The 17,002-nt window shown below is 64.7% G+C and carries 15 protein-coding genes and 2 pseudogenes; 2 read left to right on the top strand and 15 right to left on the bottom strand.

Annotated elements, in window-relative coordinates; genetic code table 11:
- Positions 1-18: 18 nt before the first annotated feature.
- From C7C56_RS27620 to C7C56_RS27570, 13 genes and pseudogenes are all read right to left on the bottom strand, one after another.
- Complete coding sequence (locus C7C56_RS27620; protein WP_106760534.1) at positions 19-1,080, bottom strand: sugar phosphate isomerase/epimerase family protein; 1,062 nt, start codon at positions 1,078-1,080, stop codon at positions 19-21.
- A 10-nt stretch (positions 1,081-1,090) separates the two neighbouring features.
- Positions 1,091-2,041: a substrate-binding domain-containing protein gene (locus C7C56_RS27615; protein WP_106760533.1), complete on the bottom strand. Its 951-nt coding sequence runs from the start codon at positions 2,039-2,041 to the stop codon at positions 1,091-1,093.
- Between the two features lie 25 nt (positions 2,042-2,066).
- Positions 2,067-3,062, bottom strand: a complete 996-nt coding sequence (locus tag C7C56_RS27610; protein ID WP_106760532.1) for an ABC transporter permease — start codon at positions 3,060-3,062, stop codon at positions 2,067-2,069.
- Complete coding sequence (locus tag C7C56_RS27605) at positions 3,040-4,530, bottom strand: sugar ABC transporter ATP-binding protein (protein WP_106760531.1); 1,491 nt, start codon at positions 4,528-4,530, stop codon at positions 3,040-3,042. Before C7C56_RS27605 ends, C7C56_RS27610 begins: the two co-directional genes overlap by 23 nt.
- Positions 4,531-4,534: 4 nt before the next feature.
- On the bottom strand, positions 4,535-5,401 hold the full coding sequence (locus tag C7C56_RS27600; protein WP_219933248.1) for a sugar phosphate isomerase/epimerase family protein: 867 nt from the start codon (positions 5,399-5,401) through the stop codon (positions 4,535-4,537).
- Between the two features lie 12 nt (positions 5,402-5,413).
- Positions 5,414-6,190, bottom strand: coding sequence for a GMC oxidoreductase (locus C7C56_RS29565; RefSeq protein ID WP_219933247.1), 777 nt, complete (start codon positions 6,188-6,190; stop codon positions 5,414-5,416).
- A gap of 51 nt (positions 6,191-6,241) precedes the next feature.
- Positions 6,242-7,153 (bottom strand): GMC family oxidoreductase N-terminal domain-containing protein, encoded by a 912-nt coding sequence (locus C7C56_RS29560; RefSeq protein WP_219933246.1) that lies wholly within the window; start codon positions 7,151-7,153, stop codon positions 6,242-6,244.
- A 25-nt stretch (positions 7,154-7,178) separates the two neighbouring features.
- Positions 7,179-7,681, bottom strand: a pseudogene (locus C7C56_RS30250) (gluconate 2-dehydrogenase subunit 3 family protein).
- 160 nt (positions 7,682-7,841) lie between these two features.
- The gene (locus C7C56_RS30440) at positions 7,842-8,198 is read right to left on the bottom strand and encodes an AraC family transcriptional regulator (protein ID WP_267874747.1); all 357 of its coding nucleotides are present in this window, start codon (positions 8,196-8,198) and stop codon (positions 7,842-7,844) included.
- 21 nt (positions 8,199-8,219) lie between these two features.
- Positions 8,220-8,489 (bottom strand): annotated as a pseudogene (locus C7C56_RS30435) (PAS domain-containing protein); the annotation flags it as partial.
- A 15-nt stretch (positions 8,490-8,504) separates the two neighbouring features.
- Positions 8,505-8,672 carry a hypothetical protein gene (locus tag C7C56_RS29245; protein WP_181373400.1) on the bottom strand — a complete coding sequence of 56 codons (168 nt, stop codon included), beginning with the start codon at positions 8,670-8,672 and terminating at the stop codon, positions 8,505-8,507.
- A 213-nt stretch (positions 8,673-8,885) separates the two neighbouring features.
- Positions 8,886-9,386 carry an RcnB family protein gene (locus C7C56_RS29550; protein ID WP_219933245.1) on the bottom strand — a complete coding sequence of 167 codons (501 nt, stop codon included), beginning with the start codon at positions 9,384-9,386 and terminating at the stop codon, positions 8,886-8,888.
- Between the two features lie 177 nt (positions 9,387-9,563).
- Entirely contained in the window at positions 9,564-10,616 is a 1,053-nt protein-coding gene (locus C7C56_RS27570; protein WP_106760527.1) for a hypothetical protein, read from the bottom strand.
- 361 nt (positions 10,617-10,977) lie between these two features.
- On the opposite strand from C7C56_RS27570, the gene C7C56_RS27565 reads away from it, so the two are divergent.
- The gene (locus C7C56_RS27565) at positions 10,978-12,027 is read left to right on the top strand and encodes an LVIVD repeat-containing protein (RefSeq protein ID WP_181373399.1); all 1,050 of its coding nucleotides are present in this window, start codon (positions 10,978-10,980) and stop codon (positions 12,025-12,027) included.
- A gap of 11 nt (positions 12,028-12,038) precedes the next feature.
- Here C7C56_RS27565 and C7C56_RS27560 read toward each other — a convergent pair whose 3' ends face one another.
- Positions 12,039-12,758 carry an alpha/beta fold hydrolase gene (locus C7C56_RS27560; RefSeq protein WP_181373398.1) on the bottom strand — a complete coding sequence of 240 codons (720 nt, stop codon included), beginning with the start codon at positions 12,756-12,758 and terminating at the stop codon, positions 12,039-12,041.
- A 220-nt stretch (positions 12,759-12,978) separates the two neighbouring features.
- On the opposite strand from C7C56_RS27560, the gene C7C56_RS27555 reads away from it, so the two are divergent.
- Positions 12,979-15,330, top strand: coding sequence for a S9 family peptidase (locus C7C56_RS27555; protein ID WP_229459044.1), 2,352 nt, complete (start codon positions 12,979-12,981; stop codon positions 15,328-15,330).
- A gap of 407 nt (positions 15,331-15,737) precedes the next feature.
- Here the strand turns inward: C7C56_RS27555 and C7C56_RS27550 are convergent, their stop codons facing one another.
- Entirely contained in the window at positions 15,738-17,000 is a 1,263-nt protein-coding gene (locus C7C56_RS27550; protein WP_370660253.1) for a M20/M25/M40 family metallo-hydrolase, read from the bottom strand.
- Positions 17,001-17,002 lie beyond the last annotated feature (2 nt).

Genomic DNA, 17,002 nt, shown 5'->3' with positions numbered 1-17,002 from the left:
TGGGGTCGTCATAGTTTGTTACTCCGTTGTTGCGAAGCCCATCAGGCCGCGGATCTGTTCAAGGTTTGCGCCGCTGCCGGCAAAATCGTCAAAGGCGCGTTGCGCCACCGGGATGATGTGCTTGCCGATGAATTGCGCTCCCTCGCGCGCGCCGGCCTCGGGATGCTTGAGGCAGCACTCCCATTCCAGCACCGCCCAGCCATCGAAGTCGTACTGCGCCAGTTTGGAGAAAATGGCGCCAAAATCGATCTGGCCGTCGCCCAGCGAGCGGAAACGCCCGGCCCGGTCCTGCCAGCTGGAGTAGCCGCCGTAGACGCCCTGCCGGCCGTTCGGGCGGAACTCCGCATCCTTGACGTGGAACGCCTTGATCCGCTCGTGGTAGATGTCGATGAAGTCGAGATAGTCGAGCTGCTGCAGCACGAAGTGGCTCGGGTCGTACAGGATGTTGGCGCGGCGATGGCCGCACACGGATTCGAGGAAGCGTTCGAAGCTGGTGCCGCCGTGCAGGTCCTCGCCCGGGTGCAGCTCGTAGCACACGTCGACGCCTTGCTCGTCGAACGCGTCGAGGATCGGCAGCCAGCGCCTTCCCAGTTCGGCGAACGCCTCTTCGACCAGGCCGGCGGGACGCTGCGGCCATGGATACAGGTAGGGCCACGCGAGCGCGCCCGAAAAAGTGGCGTGCGCCTTCAGGCCGAGCCGGCGCGAGGCGATGGCCGCCTTGTGCAGCTGGCCGGCGGCCCACTCCCGGCGCCGCCCAGGGTCGCCGCGCAGGTGGGCCGGAGCGAAGCCGTCGAACAGCGTGTCGTAGGCCGGGTGCACGGCCACCAGCTGCCCCTGCAGGTGCGTGGACAACTCGCTCACCTGCAGGCCGTGCGCGGCCAGCGTGCCCGCGACATCGTCGCAGTAGCCCTGGCTGCCGGCGGCGATCTCTAGGTCGAACAGGCGCGGGTCGCACGGCAGCTGGATCGCCTTGTAGCCCAGTTCCGCGGCCCAGCCGGCGAGGCCGGCGAGGCTGTTGAACGGCACCTCGGGCCCCATGAATTGGGCCAGGAAAATGGCTGGCCCCTTGATCGTCTTCATTCGAGTCCTTTTAGTACGGCGAATCCGGGAAGTAGAACTTGCTGGCGTTCGCGCGTGTGATCAGCACCGACGGGATGATGGTCTTGGCCGGCAGCACCTTGCCGTTCAGGCGCGCCGCAGCGGTCATCTTGATGGCGTCGTAGATGAACTTGGGCGAGTAGGACACATTGGCCTGCACCAGCTTGTCGCCATCCATGATCTTTTTGACCGCGCCCTTCGCGCCCGCGCCGCCAAACACCTCCTTGATGTCGGTGCGCTTGGCCTGCTCGATCGCCTTGAGCACGCCGATCGCCATGTCGTCGTCGGCCGCCCACACCGCGTCGATCTGCTTGAAGCGGGTCAGGTAGTCCTGCATCACCTTGAAGGCGTCGTCACGGTTCCAGTTGCCGAATTTGGTGTCGAGCACCTTGATGCCCGGCGTGGCCTTGAGCGCGGCGTTGAAGGCGTTGACACGCTCGTTGTCGAGCGTGCTCGGCATGCCGCGCAGGATCACGATATTGCCCTTCCCGCCCAACTGCCTGCCAAGGTGCTCGGCCGGCAGGCGGCCAAAGGCGGTGTTGTCGCCGGCGATGTAGGCGTTCTGCGCGTTCACGTTGGTCAGGCCGCGGTCGACCACGGTCACGTAGACGCCCTTTTTCTTGAGCTGGTTGACGGGCTGCGTCAGCGAGGCCGATTCGAGCGGGAAGATGACCAGCGTGTTGATCTTGTTCACGACCAGCAGGTCTTGCAGCTGGTTGGCCTGGTCCGGCGCGCTGGCCGCTGTTTTGACGATGACTTTGAGGTTCGGGTGGGCCGCTTCGAGCTCCTGCTTGGCTTTGTTGGCCCACCAGACGATGCCGCCGGTGAAGCTGTGCGTCGCGGTCGGAATGGCGACGCCGAGCACGACTTTTTCGGCCGCGTGGGCCGACAAGGCGCCGAGGGCGAGCAGGCAGGCTGCGGTGATTCGGGTCAGGTGGTTCATATTGTTCTCCTTGAATGAGACGGCACTAGCGGCGCCCGCGCTGCAGGTAGGCGACGCCGATGATGACAACGCCCTGCACTGCGGCGTTGAGGTGGACACTGATAATGCTGGTGAGATTGAGGATATTGCCGATCACCGACAGCAAGATCGCGCCGACGACGGTGCCCATGATGCGGCCAGAGCCGCCCTTGAGCGAGGTGCCGCCGACGACGACCGCGGCAATCGCCTCGAGCTCCCACAGGATGCCGGTGGTCGGGGTGGCCGAGCCGAGCCGAGGCACGTACAAAATGGTGGCGATCGCCACGCACACGCCAAGCAGAAGGTAGGTCAGCACCTTGACGCGGTCGACCCGGATCGCCGCGTAGCGCGCCACCTGCTCGTTCGAGCCGATCGCCTGCACATGTTGGCCGAAGGCGGTGCGGTTCAAAATGACCACGCCGCCGACCGCCACCAGCAGGAATACCCAGACCGGGACCGGCACCGCCGCGATGCTGTGGTAGTAGACCGGGCTATAGGTGTCGGACAGTTCGCTCTCGAGGGTGAGCGCGCCGCCGTCGGCCAGGTAGGTCAGCACCGCGCGGAAAATGCCCAGCGTGCCGAGGGTGACGATGAACGGCTCGATGCGCCCGTGCGTGATCAGGAAGCCGTGCGCGCCGCCAAACACGGCGCCCAGCACCAGCGCCAGCGCGATGCCCAGCGCCACGGTCGGTATCGGCGCGAGCGAGGCCGCGCCGGCGTGGTTCATCAGCACGATCATGGCGCCGGCGATCAGCGCGGCCATCGAGCCGACCGACAGGTCGATGCCGCCGGAGACGATCACGAACGTCATGCCGACCGCGATGATGCCGATGAAGGCGGTGCGCGTGAGCACGTTCATCATATTGTCGAAGGTGGCGAAGTCCGGGTTGAGCAGGGCGCCGGCGATGCACAGCAGGACCAGCGCGACAAGCGGACCGAAGCCCTTGAGCCGGTCCAGGGATGGCCACGAATGCGCCGCTTTAGTGGTGGGTGTCGGTTGCATGGGCTATCAATTCTTCTTCGGTGAGGTCGGCGCTGGCGAGCATGGCTCGCAGCCGGCCGCCGCGCAGCACGGCGACGCGGTGGCACAGGCCGATCAGTTCAATCAGTTCGGACGAGATGACGATCACCGCCCTGCCCTGCGCCGCCAGTTGGTGGATCAGTAGGTAAATGTCGCGCTTGGCGCCGACGTCGACGCCGCGGGTCGGCTCGTCGAGCACGATCACGCGCGGGTCGGAGCGCAGGTATTTGGCCAGCGCCAGCTTTTGCTGGTTGCCGCCGGAGAGCGAGCGCGCGGCGCATTCGGGGTCGCGCAGGCGGATGCCGAAGTCGGCGATCGCCCTGGCCAGCGCGGCGCGTCCGGCCTTGATGTCGAGCCACGGCTTGGCGTCGCGCTCGAGCGTCATCATGGTGAGGTTTTCGCGCAGGCCAAGGTCAACGTGCAGGCCTTTGCCTTTGCGGTCTTCGCTCAGGTAGGTCACGCCATGCAGCATGGCCTGGCGCGGGCTGCGCAGGTCGACCGGGGCGCCGTCGATCTCGATCGCGCCGGCCGTCCTTGCGCGCAGGCCTATCAGCGCCTCGAACGCCTCGGTGCGCCCGGCGCCGACCAGGCCACCGAAGCCGAGGATTTCGCCGGCCCGCACCTCGAAACCAAGGCCGTGCACCCAGCCCGGCACCTCGAGGCCGCTCACTTTGAACAGCACCGGCGCGTCCGGCGCCGCCAGCGCCTTCGGCTGGAACATGTCGGACACGTCGCGCCCGACCATCAGGTTGGCCATCTGGCGCCGGTTGATGTCGGCGGTGGGCGCGCGCGTGACGAACAGGCCGTCGCGCATGACCACCACCTCATCCGTGTTCGCCTCCATCTCATCGAGCTTGTGCGAGATGTAGATGATGGTCGCGCCCTGCGACTTCAGGCGCGCCATGAGCGCGAACAGCTTGTGCGTTTCCCCCGCCGACAGGCTGGCGGTCGGCTCGTCCATGATCAACAGGCGCGCATTGCGCGACAGGGCTTTGGCGATTTCGACCAGCTGCTTTTCGGCGACGATCAGTTCGGCCACCGTCGTGTCGGGGCTGACGGCCAGGCCAACCTGTTCGAGGCAGAGCGCGGCGGCGGCGCGCATGGCTTTCCGGTCGAGCATCCAGCCGTTCCTTTTCACGTGGCCCAGAAAAATGTTCTGGGTGATCGTCAGGTCTTCGGCGAGATTGAATTCCTGGTCGATCAGCGCGATGCCCAGCGCCTCGGCGTCGCGCGCGTCGGCGAAGTGGCGCGCCACCCCGTCGACCAGCAGCGCGCCGCCCGTGGGCCGCTCGTAGCCGGCCAGGATTTTCATCAGCGTCGATTTGCCGGCGCCGTTCTCCCCCAGCAGGCCGACCACGCGCCCGGGCTCGAGCGCGAAGTCGACGCCGTGCAGCACGCGCACGGGGCCAAATTCCTTGACGATGCGCTCGAAGCGGACGGAGAGGCTCATGGCGTCATTTCGCGGGCATTTTGGCCAGCTCGGCCTTCAGGCCGCGCAGGGAGGCGGCGACCGACTCGACCTGGCCCATCCCGTTGGGATACTCCTCCTGCTCGACGATCATCCACACGGTGCCGCCAACGCTGCGCGCGGCCAGCGTGAGCCCGACCCAATCGGTGCGGTCCTGGCCGATGATCGGCGTGCCGCTGGTGCCGGGCGCGAACTTGGCCTTGTAGTGCATGCTGATCGAGCGTCCCGGATAGCGGCGCACATAGGCGACCGGGTCCTTGCCCGCCTGCGTGGTCCAGCCCACGTCCTGCTGCAAGATGGCGTCCTGCGGCGTGCCCCTGGCCAGGATGTCCCACGGGGTTTCGCCAACCGCGCCCGCCATCTCCTCGGCATGGTTGTGGTAACCGGTGCGCATGCCCAGCGGCGCGAGCTTGGCCGACAATGCGGCCAGTTCGCGGGCCACCTGCGGGCTGCCCGCTGCGGTGAACGCGCGCCGGTCGGCCGGGACGATCAGGTCCATGCAGCCGAGCGTCTTGTAGAACCTGGTCGTGGCGTAGAATTTGGCGGGGGCGAACAGGTCGAGCCCGACGTGGGCGCTGGTGCAGCGCAGGCCCGATTTGTCGAGGAAGGCTTTCAGGCCGGCCGGATCGTTGCCGAAGCGGCCGAAATGGCCCGCGAACTCGACGCCTTCGAAGCCGAGCTTGGCCAGCCTGGTGAGCGTGCCCTCGAAATCGGTCTTGATCTCGTCTTTGACGGACCATAGTTGCACGCCGTAGCGCGGCGCCTCGGGCACGGCCGGCGCCGAGGCGCAGCCCACGCCCAGCAGGCAAGCGAGCAGCAGTACCGGGTGTTTAATGTAGTGCGGGTTCATCATGCGGTGCCTTCCTCAGAGTTTGCCAAGTTTGATTTGCCCGGCCGCGTAGTCGCAGGCGCGGGCGGTGAGCGCCATGAAAGTGAGCGAGGGGTTTTTCCAGGCCGACGACGCCATGCAGGCGCCGTCGGTCACGAACAGGTTCGGCACGTCGTGCGACTGGTTGAAGCCATTGAGCATCGAGGTCTTGGGGTCGCTTCCCATGCGCGCCGTGCCCATCTCGTGGATCGCCAGGCCGGGCGGGTACTGCTCGGGGGACGACACGCGCCGCACCACATCCTTGGCGCCGAGCGCCTCGAGGATCTGGGCGGCGCTATCGGCGATGTCCTCGCGCATGCTCAGTTCGTTGTCGCTGAACGTGCAGTCGATGTGCAGTTGCGGCATGCCCCATTTGTCCTTTTTGGTCGGATGCAGGCTGACCATGTTGTCGTAGCGGGGTAGCATCTCGCCCTGGCCATGCAGCTTGAAAATCCACGGACCCGGCTTGCGGATCAGGGCCTTGTACTGCTTGCCGAAACCGGGCGTGTCCGCCTCGGCCCCGTAACCTTCGCGCTCGGCGCCGCCGGCCAGCGAGTAACCGCGCAAAAACTTCGGAAGCTGGTCGACCAGGTTGCGAAAACGCGGGATGTACGGCGCTGTTGGACGGCGCCCCAAATAATAGTCGTCCTCGAAGCCCTCGACCCGGCCGACGGCGCCGGCGCCGAACACGTGGTCCATCTGGTAATGGCCCAGCACGCCCGACGAATTGCCGATCCCGGTCGGAAACGCGGCCGAGGTCGAGTTGAGCAGCACCTGTGTCGAGCCGAGCGTCGAGGCGCACAGGAAGACGACCTTGGCGAAATACTAGCGCGTCTCCATGGTCTCGTTGTCGATCACCCGCACGCCGGTGGCGCGGTTGGTCTTGGGATCGTAGATCGCGCTGTGCACGATGGCGTTGGTGGCGATGCGCAGGCGCCCGGTCTTGAGGGCGGCCGGCAGGGTCGAACTCTGGGTCGAAAAATACGCCCCGAACGAGCACCCGCGTTCGCACGCGTTGCGCGCCTGGCAGGGCAGCCGGCCCTGCGCCAAATGCGCGTCGGTCGGCTTGGACAAGTGGGCGCAGCGCCCCATGATCATCCGCGCCGGCGCGAAGGCGGGGTCGAATTTTTTCTTGAACGCTTTTTCGACATTGTTGAATTCAAACGCCTCCAGGAATTTGCTGTCGGGCAGGATATCCATGTTTTCCCGGGAGCCGCTGATGCCCGCGTGGCGCTCCACGTGGGAGTACCACGGCGCCAGGTCGTCATAGCGGATCGGCCAGTCCACGCCGTGGCCGTCCTTGGCATTCGACTCGAAATCGAGCGGGCCCCAGCGGTGCGACTGGCGCGCCCAGGTCAGCGACTTGCCACCGACCTGGTTGCCGCGGATCCAGTTGAACGGACGGTTCTCCGGCGTGCTGTAGGGCATGTCCCGGTCGTTGTTGAAAAACTGCTTGGTGTAGTCGCTGAAGGCGTAGCACTTGCTCTGCACGTGGAACTGCTCCTCGACCACCTTGGCGTCCATGCGGCCGCGGTTGGGCATGTTCCACGCGTCCACGCCCTCGGTGACATAGTCGGTGCGGTGCTCGACCGGACGGCCGCGCTCGACCATCAGGGTGCGCAGGCCGCGCTCGCACAGTTCCTTTGCCGCCCAGCCGCCGGTGATGCCCGAGCCGACCACGATCGCGTCGAACGGTTCGCTGCTTCTCTTGATATAAGCCGATGAAACTTGTTCCATGGTGTCCCCTGTTGCGCGAAATGATTTACAAAGCCCAGCGGCGGCCGACGGTGGCGCTTGCGACATTGCCCTTGAAGCCACCCGGCACAGGGACATAGTTCAGCTCGAGCGTGGCGCCGGCTTCCGACGTGTAGTAGGCGAACAGCGTCAGCGACTTCAACTGTATGAAGAAATCGTGGTCGGCCTTGGTGAAGGGCGCGCTGGTGGCGTCGAGCGCGCGCAGCAGCTCCGCCTGCCCTGCCGGCTTGAGGGAGATGAAGTTTTTCCGTGCCGCAGCATGGCGGCCTCGTCGATGCGCGCCAGGCCGCGGACAAACTGGTCCTGCGCCCTTTTGCCCGAGCACACGCCGAGCACGCTGTCGATGGTCCGGTGGGCGCCGACGGCCAATGCGCCGGGCGTGTCGGTGGCGGGGATGGTCAGCTCGGCCAGCACCGCGGTCAGTTTGAGCGAAGCCGGGGTCAGGAACACCGGCGCATACGGCCCCTTCGCCTTCGCCTTGGACACGGCGGCAAGCACATCGCCCGTCATCGCCAGGCCGCACAGCGCGGCGATGCTGAGCAAAGCGTTGCGGCGCGACATGACCGGCGTGCCCCCGGCGGCACTTTCCCCATTTTTTGGTTCGAACATGACTACGACTCCCACGTGACGTTTGATCGACTGGGCGCGGCGAAAAATCGCGGCGAAGGGTTCAGGAAAAACGCGTTTCGCGCCGGCCCGCCGCGATGAGCGAGCGCTGGTACTGCTTGGGCGTGATGCCCACCACACTGCGAAATTGCTTGGTGAAGTAGCTCTGCCCGCCGAAACCCGTCTCGACCGCCACCCGCGCGATGCTCTGGGTCGCCGGCAGCAGGCGACACGCCTCGTGCACCTTCATGTGCAAGATGTACTGCTTGGGCGTGCGCGAGAAATGCTGCTTGAACTTGCGCTCGAAAGTCGACAGCGACATGCACGACAGGTCGGCCAGGTCGCTGATGCTGATGTCGTCTTTGAGGTGTTCTTGCAGATATTCTATGCAGGCGCGGAATTCGTGGAATGGCGCGATCATGTCCTCGGAACGCTGGGCGTCGCGGCTGAAGCCTTCGAGGCCGATGACTTCGCCTTCGCGGTTGCGCAGCGCCGCCTTGGTGGTGAACAGCCAGATCAGCGCGCCGTTGGCGCCGCCGATGACTTCGAGCTTGTTCTTGACGGTGACGCCGCTTTCCATCACCTCAAGGTCGTCGGCGCGGATGCGGTCGGCGATGTCGGGCCTGAAGAAATCGTGGTCGCAGCAGCCGATGATGTCCTGTGCGTCGGCCAGGCCATGCTCTTCCTGCAGCAGGCGGTTGCCCCAGACGAACTGGCCGGCCGTGTTCTAGGCGAAGTAGAAGGTGTCGCCGAGGTTGTCGAACAGCGGGCCCGGCGGCGAGATCCCGTTATCGGCGAAAAAGTTCGCGCAGGCCGCCCGCGCCTTGTGCGTATGACGCGCGCCGCCCTCGTCCGACGAGGCGAGCACCATCCCCATGCCGATCATCTTGCTCATCTTGCTTGTCCTCACTTTTATTAAGGAAACGATGGTAGCACCGGGGGCGGCGCGGAAATGCTAAAAAATCGCCATTTTTTATAACAAAATCGGCAGGATGAATCCGGCCGCAGGGAGAGATTATGTAAGGATCGGAAAGGTCCCATTGCACCGGGGTGCCAATAGTAAAAGCCGCCGGTCGCCCGGCGGCGTTCCTATTTGCTTCACTCCAGATCAACGATTCAACAGCACCTGGGCGATGAGGCCCGTTGCGATCGCCACCAAGGCGAAATCGTTACCGGACTGCACCCAGTGATACCCGTGTTGCGGCGCGTGCAGACGGTGACGGCGATAGTCGCTCACCACGTAGTAGTCGTTCTGGTGGTACTGCGACATGCGCATGCCGCGGCGGGACTGTTGACGTTGCGCGCGGTAGGCGCTGTTGCGATAGCCGTCATGGCGATTGTCATAGCCGCGGTTGCGGTACTGGCTGCGGCCGTAGCCGTCGCGGTTGCGATAGTCGCGGTCGCGGTTATGGTAGTTGCGCTCGCCGGTATAGTGGTTGTTCGTGGTGCGCTCGCCGCGGTAGTGCGACTGGCGGTCATACCGGTTCTGGTCATCGTGGCGCTCAACACGCTGAACGCCGTCGTTGCCGTAATCGGCCGATTGGGCGAATGCTGCGCCGGAGGTAAGGCAAGCGGCAGCGACTGCGAATACGATGGCTTTCTTGAGCATATGAGCTCCTGGGATAAAATAGAACCGGTACGTAAGCTCCTGTAGAGACTCCTCTGCAGGGACATGAACGAGATCTGTTTTCTTCGCCCACAATGCATTAAACCCGACAATCCTCCGGACAAACAGGCTGTGCCGGTAAGAAGTGTTACAGGAGGTATCCACGCGCCAGCACGCGCGCTAATCCCCCGCGACAAAAACAATCTCGAGACCGACGCCCACACCGGCGGCGGCCAGGCGGAACACGGGGTATGTGCCGTCGCCGCTCGCCACGATCAGCGCCTGCGCGTTTTTCCCGATCACGGCCAGGCAAGGCTTTTCCGCAATGTCGCTCATGGCCGACAGCGCGTCATCGCGTCCATCGACGGGCACTTGCCTGAGAAGCGCCTGGCGGTCGAAGACGCAAACCGCGGCCATGTCGACATCGACCGTGAACGCGGCGGTGCGCTCGTCAACCGCCGCGTCCTTCAACAATACCCGCACCGAGTGCACGATCGGCCATTCGCCCATGCCTGACTGGCACAAGCGCACGCTCACCTCGTACACCCCCGGGCCGACCTTGACGGACTCGCCGGCGCGCGTGGACGGCTCCTGTCCCAAGTCGCGCGGGCACAGACAGTTTCCCTGAACCTTCATCTGCGCGCACGGCAACCAGCTGTCGGCCAGATCACACAATTGGCCGGCCAGCGCGGGTCCGCGCAGGGACAGTTGCGCCAGCAAATCCGCCGGGCATGGCAGGGGATTGACCATAGGCAGCTCGGGCACCGGCATCGGCGCCGCGTAGCCAAGTTCGTGCAACAAGGTCGAGTCGTCCCCATCGACGATTTGAACGTAAGAAGTAAGCCACTCAAGGGTGGACGCGTCGCGGTTTTTTTTCCGCTTCACGAGGTTCCAGCAAAACAGTGTATCGCCCAGGCGCTCCGGATGATTCTTCTCTGGTAACCAAAAACGCCAATATCCCCAATCCAGACGGACCACGCCTTGCTCGAATTGTCCACAAAAAGCGACCACAGCATCGCGCGGGAATTCCGGATGCGCGTCGCGTAAGACGCGGGTCATTCCCGCGAAATCTGCCATCGAATAGTCAGGCTCGAAGGCACCCAAAAGCCGGTCGGACAGGATGGCCGCCACGCGTGGTTCGAGCAGAACGCCTTTATACGTCTGCGGCAAGGCGATGCCGAGTTGCGCTTCAACCGCGTCAATGTGGTCGGCGACAATGGGAAACCAAGGCAAGTTGAACTCCTGCGCATTTTCTGTGAAATTTATTTTATGGGAACTAGTATCGGGTTTGGTAGATGACCAAAAATTATAAGCGGTACCTGCGGTTTTAAACCGACGAAAACAGACACAAGTAGATTCCCGAAGGTAACTGGCGTATCATTTAAACACTGCAGCGCACGGGCGTCTGCCTCTCCCCAAGGTGACTATGCCGATCTTCAAAACCAGTAGCGGCCATGCCCGCCCGCGCCTTTTGCAACGCGGGGCGGCGATTGCCGCGTGCGCCTTCGCCCTTGCCGCCTGCGGCGGTGGCGGCTCCGGCGGCCCGGCGCCAACGTCGGCGCCGGCACCGGCGAACGGTGATTTTGGCGGCGCCGTGCTCGGCAAAGTCGCGCGCACCGGCGTCGCCGGCACCTGGGGTTACACCGCCCCGGACGGCAAGCGCTATGCGATCATGGGTACGGCCAAAGGGGTGCTGGTGCTGGACCTGAGCAACACGGCCAGCCCGCGCGTGGTCGACGAGATCGACGGTCCCACCAACACCAACAGTCCCGACGTGTACTGGCGCGAAATGCGGGTCTATGGCCAGCACGCCTATATCGTGTCGGAGCACACTAACGTGCGTGCCGGCATCATGATCCTCGACCTGTCCGGCCTGCCGAACTCGGTGCGTTTCGTGCGCAGCGTGATCGCGCACGATGGCGAACTGCCGGCCCATGCGGTCGACATCGACACCGCGCGCGGCCTGCTGTACCTGCAACGCTTCGGTAACGGCCACCTGCACACCCAGACCATGCACATGCACCACCCGGTCGGCGGCCCCAACCAGGGCTCGATCGAGATCTGGGACCTCAAACCCGACCCCGAGAACCCGACCTATGTGAGCACGTTCAACAAGGGCAAGAGCGTGCACGACATGACCGCCGTGGGCAACTTCGCGTATGTCGCCGAGGGGACCGCGGCCGGCTATTCGATCTGGAACGTGGAAAACCCGGCGGCGCCAACGCTGGTGGTGCGCTGGTCCGTCGAGCCGGGGCATTTCGCCCACAACATCTGGCCCAGCGGCGACGGCAGTTTCGTCGTCACCACCGAGGAAATTCCACTCGGCCTTCCGGCCAGGGTGTGGCAGCTCAACGGCAACGCCGTGCCCACCTTGCTCTCAAGCTTCAAGATCGGCACGGGCACGCCGCACAACGTGGTCATGGAGGGGCGCACCGCGTACCTGAGCCACTACACGGAAGGGGCCGCCGTGGTCGACCTGAGCAACCCCGCCGTGCCGCGGGTCGTCGCCCGGGTCGACACCAGCGCACTCACCGGTCCCGACATGGCCGGGTGTTGGGGCGTGTACAAATTTCCCGGCGTGCCCTTGATGACTTGCAGCGACACCCAGAACGGTTTCCACCTGATCGGGATCACCGGCAACTGATGCGCGCGACCTTACCGGCCGGCGTCGTGCAGCACGCGGCGCATGAACTGCCCGACCTCCCGCGCCGCCTCGGCGGGCAGCGCCTGCAACAACATGTGCGGCCCGTCGAGCGACACCACCGTCATCGCCGGCGCCAAGCGCGCCAACTGGGCGCCGGAGCGGGCAAAGACGATGCGGTCCCGGGACGCCTGCAGGTACAGCATCGGCAGGTGCAAGCCGGCGAAGCGCGCCGTCGTATCGACTTCAAGCACGCTGCGCACGCGCCTGCGCAAGGTTGCCGCAGCGACCCGTTTCAGTGACTGCCGCAGGGCCGAGTGCGCCTCTACGCTGCCGTGGCGGCCGAACAGAAGCGGCATCAACATCGCGCCGGCCGCTTCGCTCTTGACCGGCAGCAGGCCGATCACCGACTTGAACGGCGCCAAGTACGGGTGCGGATTGCGCGCGAACGTGCACGAAAGCACCAGCCCGACCAGGCCGTCCGGAAGCGCGGCCGCGAGGGCGATCGCAATCGGGCCCGAAAACGATTCCCCGAGCAGGAAATAGGGGCGGCCGACCGGCAACCGCGCGCGCGCAAATTGCTCGAGCGCGGCGTAGTCGAGCGCCAATTCGGCCGGATACGCGACCACGATCGCCTCGCACCCCGGACCCAAGGCCTCGACGAAGGGGGCGAACAGGGCGCCCGTGCCGTCCAGGCCGGGAAGCAGGACGATCGTGACCGTTTCGGCATGCATATATGGCGCATTCAATTTCGACGGATTCATCATGCCGGCTGCCAAGTTGGAAAGCAAACGATATTGAAAAGCAAAGCGTTAGGACTTGCAAGCGCGCCCGTATTTACGGGCTCTTGGGCGCCGCCAACTGCCGCTCGCGCCCGCGCGATAGCTGCGCTAGAATGCCCTCTTGCAACTCCCGGCGCCCGCCGCTTTCCCATCCCAACTCGAATAGCCCACGATGCGACTACTTGCCCTTCCCATGCTCGCCGCCCTGCTCGCGCTGCCCGCGACCGCCGCCACCCCGATCAGCCTTGAACAGGCGATGGCCCATCCCGACTGGATCGGCACACCCGTCGAAAGCGCGTGGTGGAGCTGGGACGGCAAGCGGGTGTTTTACAAGCAAAAACGCGCGGGCTCGCCATTGCGCGACACCTACGAAGCGATTCCCGGCAAGCCGCGGCTGGTGGGCGACATCGAGCTGGGCGGGCTCGACTCGGCGATGGTGGTCTACAACCGCGAGCGCACGCGCAGCCTGCTGCTGCGCAACGGCGACCTGTTCGAGCGCGACCTCAAAAGCGGCGCCCTGACCCAGATAAGCCGCGGCGCGAAGGAGCTGGCGTCGCCCCAGTATTCGGCCGACGGCCGCAGCGTGCAGTACCGCGTCGCGCACGACTGGTTCAGTTGGAACCGCGCCGACCGGCTGGTCTCGCCGGTGGCGCTGCCGCGCGCGGCGAAGGACCCGGCGGCGGCGCCCGAAGCCGACGCGATGCGCACCATGCAGCTGCGCCTGATGACCACACTGCAGCGGCAAAAGGACGACCGCGACGCGAACCGCGCGCGCGCCGAGCAGGAACGCCTGGCCGACCCGACGCGCGCGCCGGCGCCGATCTACCTTGGCGAAAAAATCGACATCGATGCGAGCGCGCTCTCGCCGGACGGCAAATGGCTGCTCGTGGCGACCGCGCCCAAGGCGGGCGACAAGGGGCGGGTGGGCAAAATGCCGCGTTACGTGACCGAATCGGGCTACGAGGAATTCGACGACCAGCGCACGCGCGTGGGCCGCAATTTTCCGGTGCCGCACACGCTCAGGCTGATCGACCTGCACAACCGCAAAGTGCACGAACTCGCGCTCGACACCCTGCCCGGAATCGCCACCGACCCGCTGGCGGCGATGCGCGTGGCGCAAAAGCTCGACCCGCTCAAGGGCAACCGCGGCGTGCGCGTCGGCGACGACGGCGAAGCGATCGCATGGAACGGCGACGGCACGCAGGTCGCGATGCTGCTGCGCACGATCGACAACAAGGATAGCTGGATCACGACGGTCGACCTGGCCAAGGCCAAACTGAAGTCCGTGCACCGCCAAACCGACGCGGCCTGGACCAACGACGACTACAGCGATTTCGGCTGGCTGCGCGATAACAGCACGCTGTGGTACCTGTCGGAGGCGAGCGGCTACTCGCACCTGTACCTGCAAACGGCCGACGGCAAACCGCGCGCGCTCACGTCGGGCAAATGGGAAGCGACGAACGTGAAGTGGGCGGGTGACGACAGCCGCGCTTACCTTCTGTGCAACCGCAAAAATCCCGGGACTTACGAGGTATGCGCGGTGTCGCCCCACGACGGCGTGGTGAGCGAAGTGACGGCGCTCGAGGGCACCGAACAATTCACCTTGTCGCCGGATTCGCGCAAGCTGCTGGTGCACTACTCGTCGAGCTACATGCCGACGCAGCTGGCCACGGTGGCGCTCGCGGGCGGCGCCGTGACCAAACTGACCGATACCCGCACGCCCGAATTCAAATCGCGCCAATGGACCGAACCGCAATATGTGACGGTGCCGTCGAGCCGCGGCGGCGCGCCGGTTTCGGCCAAGCTGTATCGCCCTGCGCAGTTCGAGGCGGGCAAAAAATATCCGATCGTGATGTTCGTGCACGGCGCGGGCTACCTGCAAAACGTCAGCAAGCGCTATCCGGTGTACTTCCGTGAACAGATGTTCCACAACCTGCTGGTCGAAAAAGGCTACGTCGTGCTCGACATGGACTACCGCGCCTCGAAAGGCTACGGGCGCGACTGGCGCACGGCGATCTACCGCCAGATGGGCTTCCCCGAACTGGAAGACTACGTCGACGGCGTCAACTGGATGGTGGCGAACCAGCAGGGCGACCTCAAAAACGTCGGCGTGTACGGCGGCAGCTACGGTGGTTTCATGACGTTCATGGCGTTGATGCGCGAGCCGGGGATGTTCAAGTCGGGGGCGGCGCTGCGGCCGGTGACCGACTGGGCGACCTACAACCACGGGTACACCTCGAACATCCTGAACACGCCGGACGTCGATCCGGAGGCCTACAAGAAATCGTCGCCGATCGAGTACGCGCAGAATCTGCGCGGCCACCTGCTGATCTCGCACGGCATGATCGACGACAACGTGTTCTACCAGGATTCGGTGAGGCTATCGCAGCGCCTGATCGAGCTCAAAAAAGACAATTGGGAACTGGCGAGCTACCCGCTCGAGCGCCACGCCTTCACGCAGCCGGAAAGCTGGTTTGACCAGTACCGCCGCATCTACAAGCTGTTCGAGCGTACCCTGAAGTAATTCATTCCGAAACCGGGGTCAGACCCCGGTTTCAAAACCAAATCGCAAAATGGTTAGTAAAATTTCCGGTATCAAACGCCGCTCCCAGTGCCAGCGGCGGTTGGTCCCATTTCTAATAGTCTCGCAAGCAATCGTTTTTTTAACTGGGGTCTGACCCCGGTTGCGCATCTACAAGCTGTTCGAGCGTACCCTGAAGTAATTCATTCCGAAACCGGGGTCAGACCCCGGTTTCAAAACCAAATCGCCAAATGGTTGGTAAAATTTCCGATATCAAACGCCGCTGCCAGTGCCAGCGGCGGATGGCCCCATTTTTTATAGTCTCGCAAGCAATCGTTTTTTAACTGGGGTCTGACCCCGGTTGCGAAATTATTGGTGAACGGAACGATGAGTCGCTGCGTTGCCGTTCCTTAGTCGCCAAGGAAATCGAGCAGCGTCAGCGCCACTACCTTTGTGGCCTTGCGCAAGTCTTCGAGCGCCAGCCGCTCGTCGGCCTTCTTGGCGTTCGATTCCGGCACCGTGCGCGGGCCGGCGCCGTACAGGACCGCGGGGATCCCATGCTCGCCATACAGGCGGGCGTCGGCGTACAAGGGCGTGCCCTGCGCGGGAATCGCCTCGCCAAGCACGTCCAGGGCGTTTTTCTGCAGGCTCGCCACCAGCTTCTCCGATCCCGCCAGGGGCCGCAGCGCATGCGACAGCAGCAGGCGCTTGATCTCAATGCGGATGCCCGGCTCGCCGGCGACCGCGTTTTCGATCAGGGCGCGCACCTGCGCCTCCACCGCCACCGGGTCTTCGTCCGGAATCATGCGGCGGTCCATTTTCATGACCACTTTGCCCGGCACCACGTTGGTGTTGGTGCCGCCGTCGATGCGGCCGACGAGCATCGTCGGCGAGTCGATCCCAGGCACCGTCGATTTGATTTTTTTGAGCTCCGGCAGGTCGGCGTAGATCGCGTTCAGGATTTTTGTCGCCGCCTGCAGCGCGTCGTGGCCAGTCTCCGGCATCGCGCCGTGTCCCGATTTTCCGTGCACCGTTATTTCGAGCTGCAGGCAGGCGTTGTGCGCGGTGACGATGTTGTAGCTGAAGCCCGCCGCGATGACGTAATCGGGCTTGGTCAGCTTCTGTTCGAGCAGCCAGCCCGGTCCCAGCAGGCCGCCGAACTCCTCGTCATACGTGAAGTGCAGTTCGACCCCGCCCTTTAGCGGCACGCCGAGCGCCTCCAGCGCCCGCACCGCGAAGATGAAGGTCGCGAAATCGCACTTGGACACCGCCGCGGCGCGCCCGTAGATGTAGCCGTCCTCGATCACGCCGCCATACGGCGGCCGGGTCCAGCCTTCGCCCGGCGGCACCACGTCGCCGTGCGCGTTGAGCGCCACCGTCGGGCCGCCCGCCTGGTAGGGCCGCCGCACGATGAGATTGGTGATGCTCTCCATGCCGTAGTCGCGCACCGCCTGCGCCGGCACCGCGTGCTTTTCGGCGCTCCAGCCGAACGCGGCCACCATCTCCGCAACCGCATCGGCGTGCGGTGCGTTGTTGCCCGGCGGCGTATCCGTCGGGATCCGGATCACCTGCTGCAGAAACGCGACCTCGTCGTCGAAATGGGCGTCGATCCAGTCGGCCAGTTTTTGCTGCGCTTCGTCTTTTTTCATCATCGTTTGGGTCGTGCTTTGCATGG

Origin of the sequence: Massilia glaciei, assembly GCF_003011895.2 — a bacterium.
Taxonomy (GTDB): domain Bacteria; phylum Pseudomonadota; class Gammaproteobacteria; order Burkholderiales; family Burkholderiaceae_D; genus Telluria_A; species Telluria_A glaciei.
Note: the sequence above shows the minus strand (reverse complement) of the source record. Positions and strands in the feature narration are given on the sequence as shown.

Coding starts and splice junctions, on each gene's coding strand:
- C7C56_RS27600 (WP_219933248.1), bottom strand. CDS start 5,401: ATGATGAACCCGCACTACATTAAACACCCGGTACTGCTGCTCGCTTGC.
- C7C56_RS27555 (WP_229459044.1), top strand. CDS start 12,979: ATGCGACTACTTGCCCTTCCCATGCTCGCCGCCCTGCTCGCGCTGCCC.
- C7C56_RS29245 (WP_181373400.1), bottom strand. CDS start 8,672: ATGAGCAAGATGATCGGCATGGGGATGGTGCTCGCCTCGTCGGACGAG.
- C7C56_RS27620 (WP_106760534.1), bottom strand. CDS start 1,080: ATGAAGACGATCAAGGGGCCAGCCATTTTCCTGGCCCAATTCATGGGG.
- C7C56_RS27550 (WP_370660253.1), bottom strand. CDS start 17,000: ATGCAAAGCACGACCCAAACGATGATGAAAAAAGACGAAGCGCAGCAA.
- C7C56_RS27605 (WP_106760531.1), bottom strand. CDS start 4,530: ATGAGCCTCTCCGTCCGCTTCGAGCGCATCGTCAAGGAATTTGGCCCC.
- C7C56_RS29560 (WP_219933246.1), bottom strand. CDS start 7,153: ATGGAACAAGTTTCATCGGCTTATATCAAGAGAAGCAGCGAACCGTTC.
- C7C56_RS27615 (WP_106760533.1), bottom strand. CDS start 2,041: ATGAACCACCTGACCCGAATCACCGCAGCCTGCCTGCTCGCCCTCGGC.
- C7C56_RS29550 (WP_219933245.1), bottom strand. CDS start 9,386: ATGCTCAAGAAAGCCATCGTATTCGCAGTCGCTGCCGCTTGCCTTACC.
- C7C56_RS27560 (WP_181373398.1), bottom strand. CDS start 12,758: ATGCATGCCGAAACGGTCACGATCGTCCTGCTTCCCGGCCTGGACGGC.
- C7C56_RS30440 (WP_267874747.1), bottom strand. CDS start 8,198: ATGATCGCGCCATTCCACGAATTCCGCGCCTGCATAGAATATCTGCAA.
- C7C56_RS27610 (WP_106760532.1), bottom strand. CDS start 3,062: ATGCAACCGACACCCACCACTAAAGCGGCGCATTCGTGGCCATCCCTG.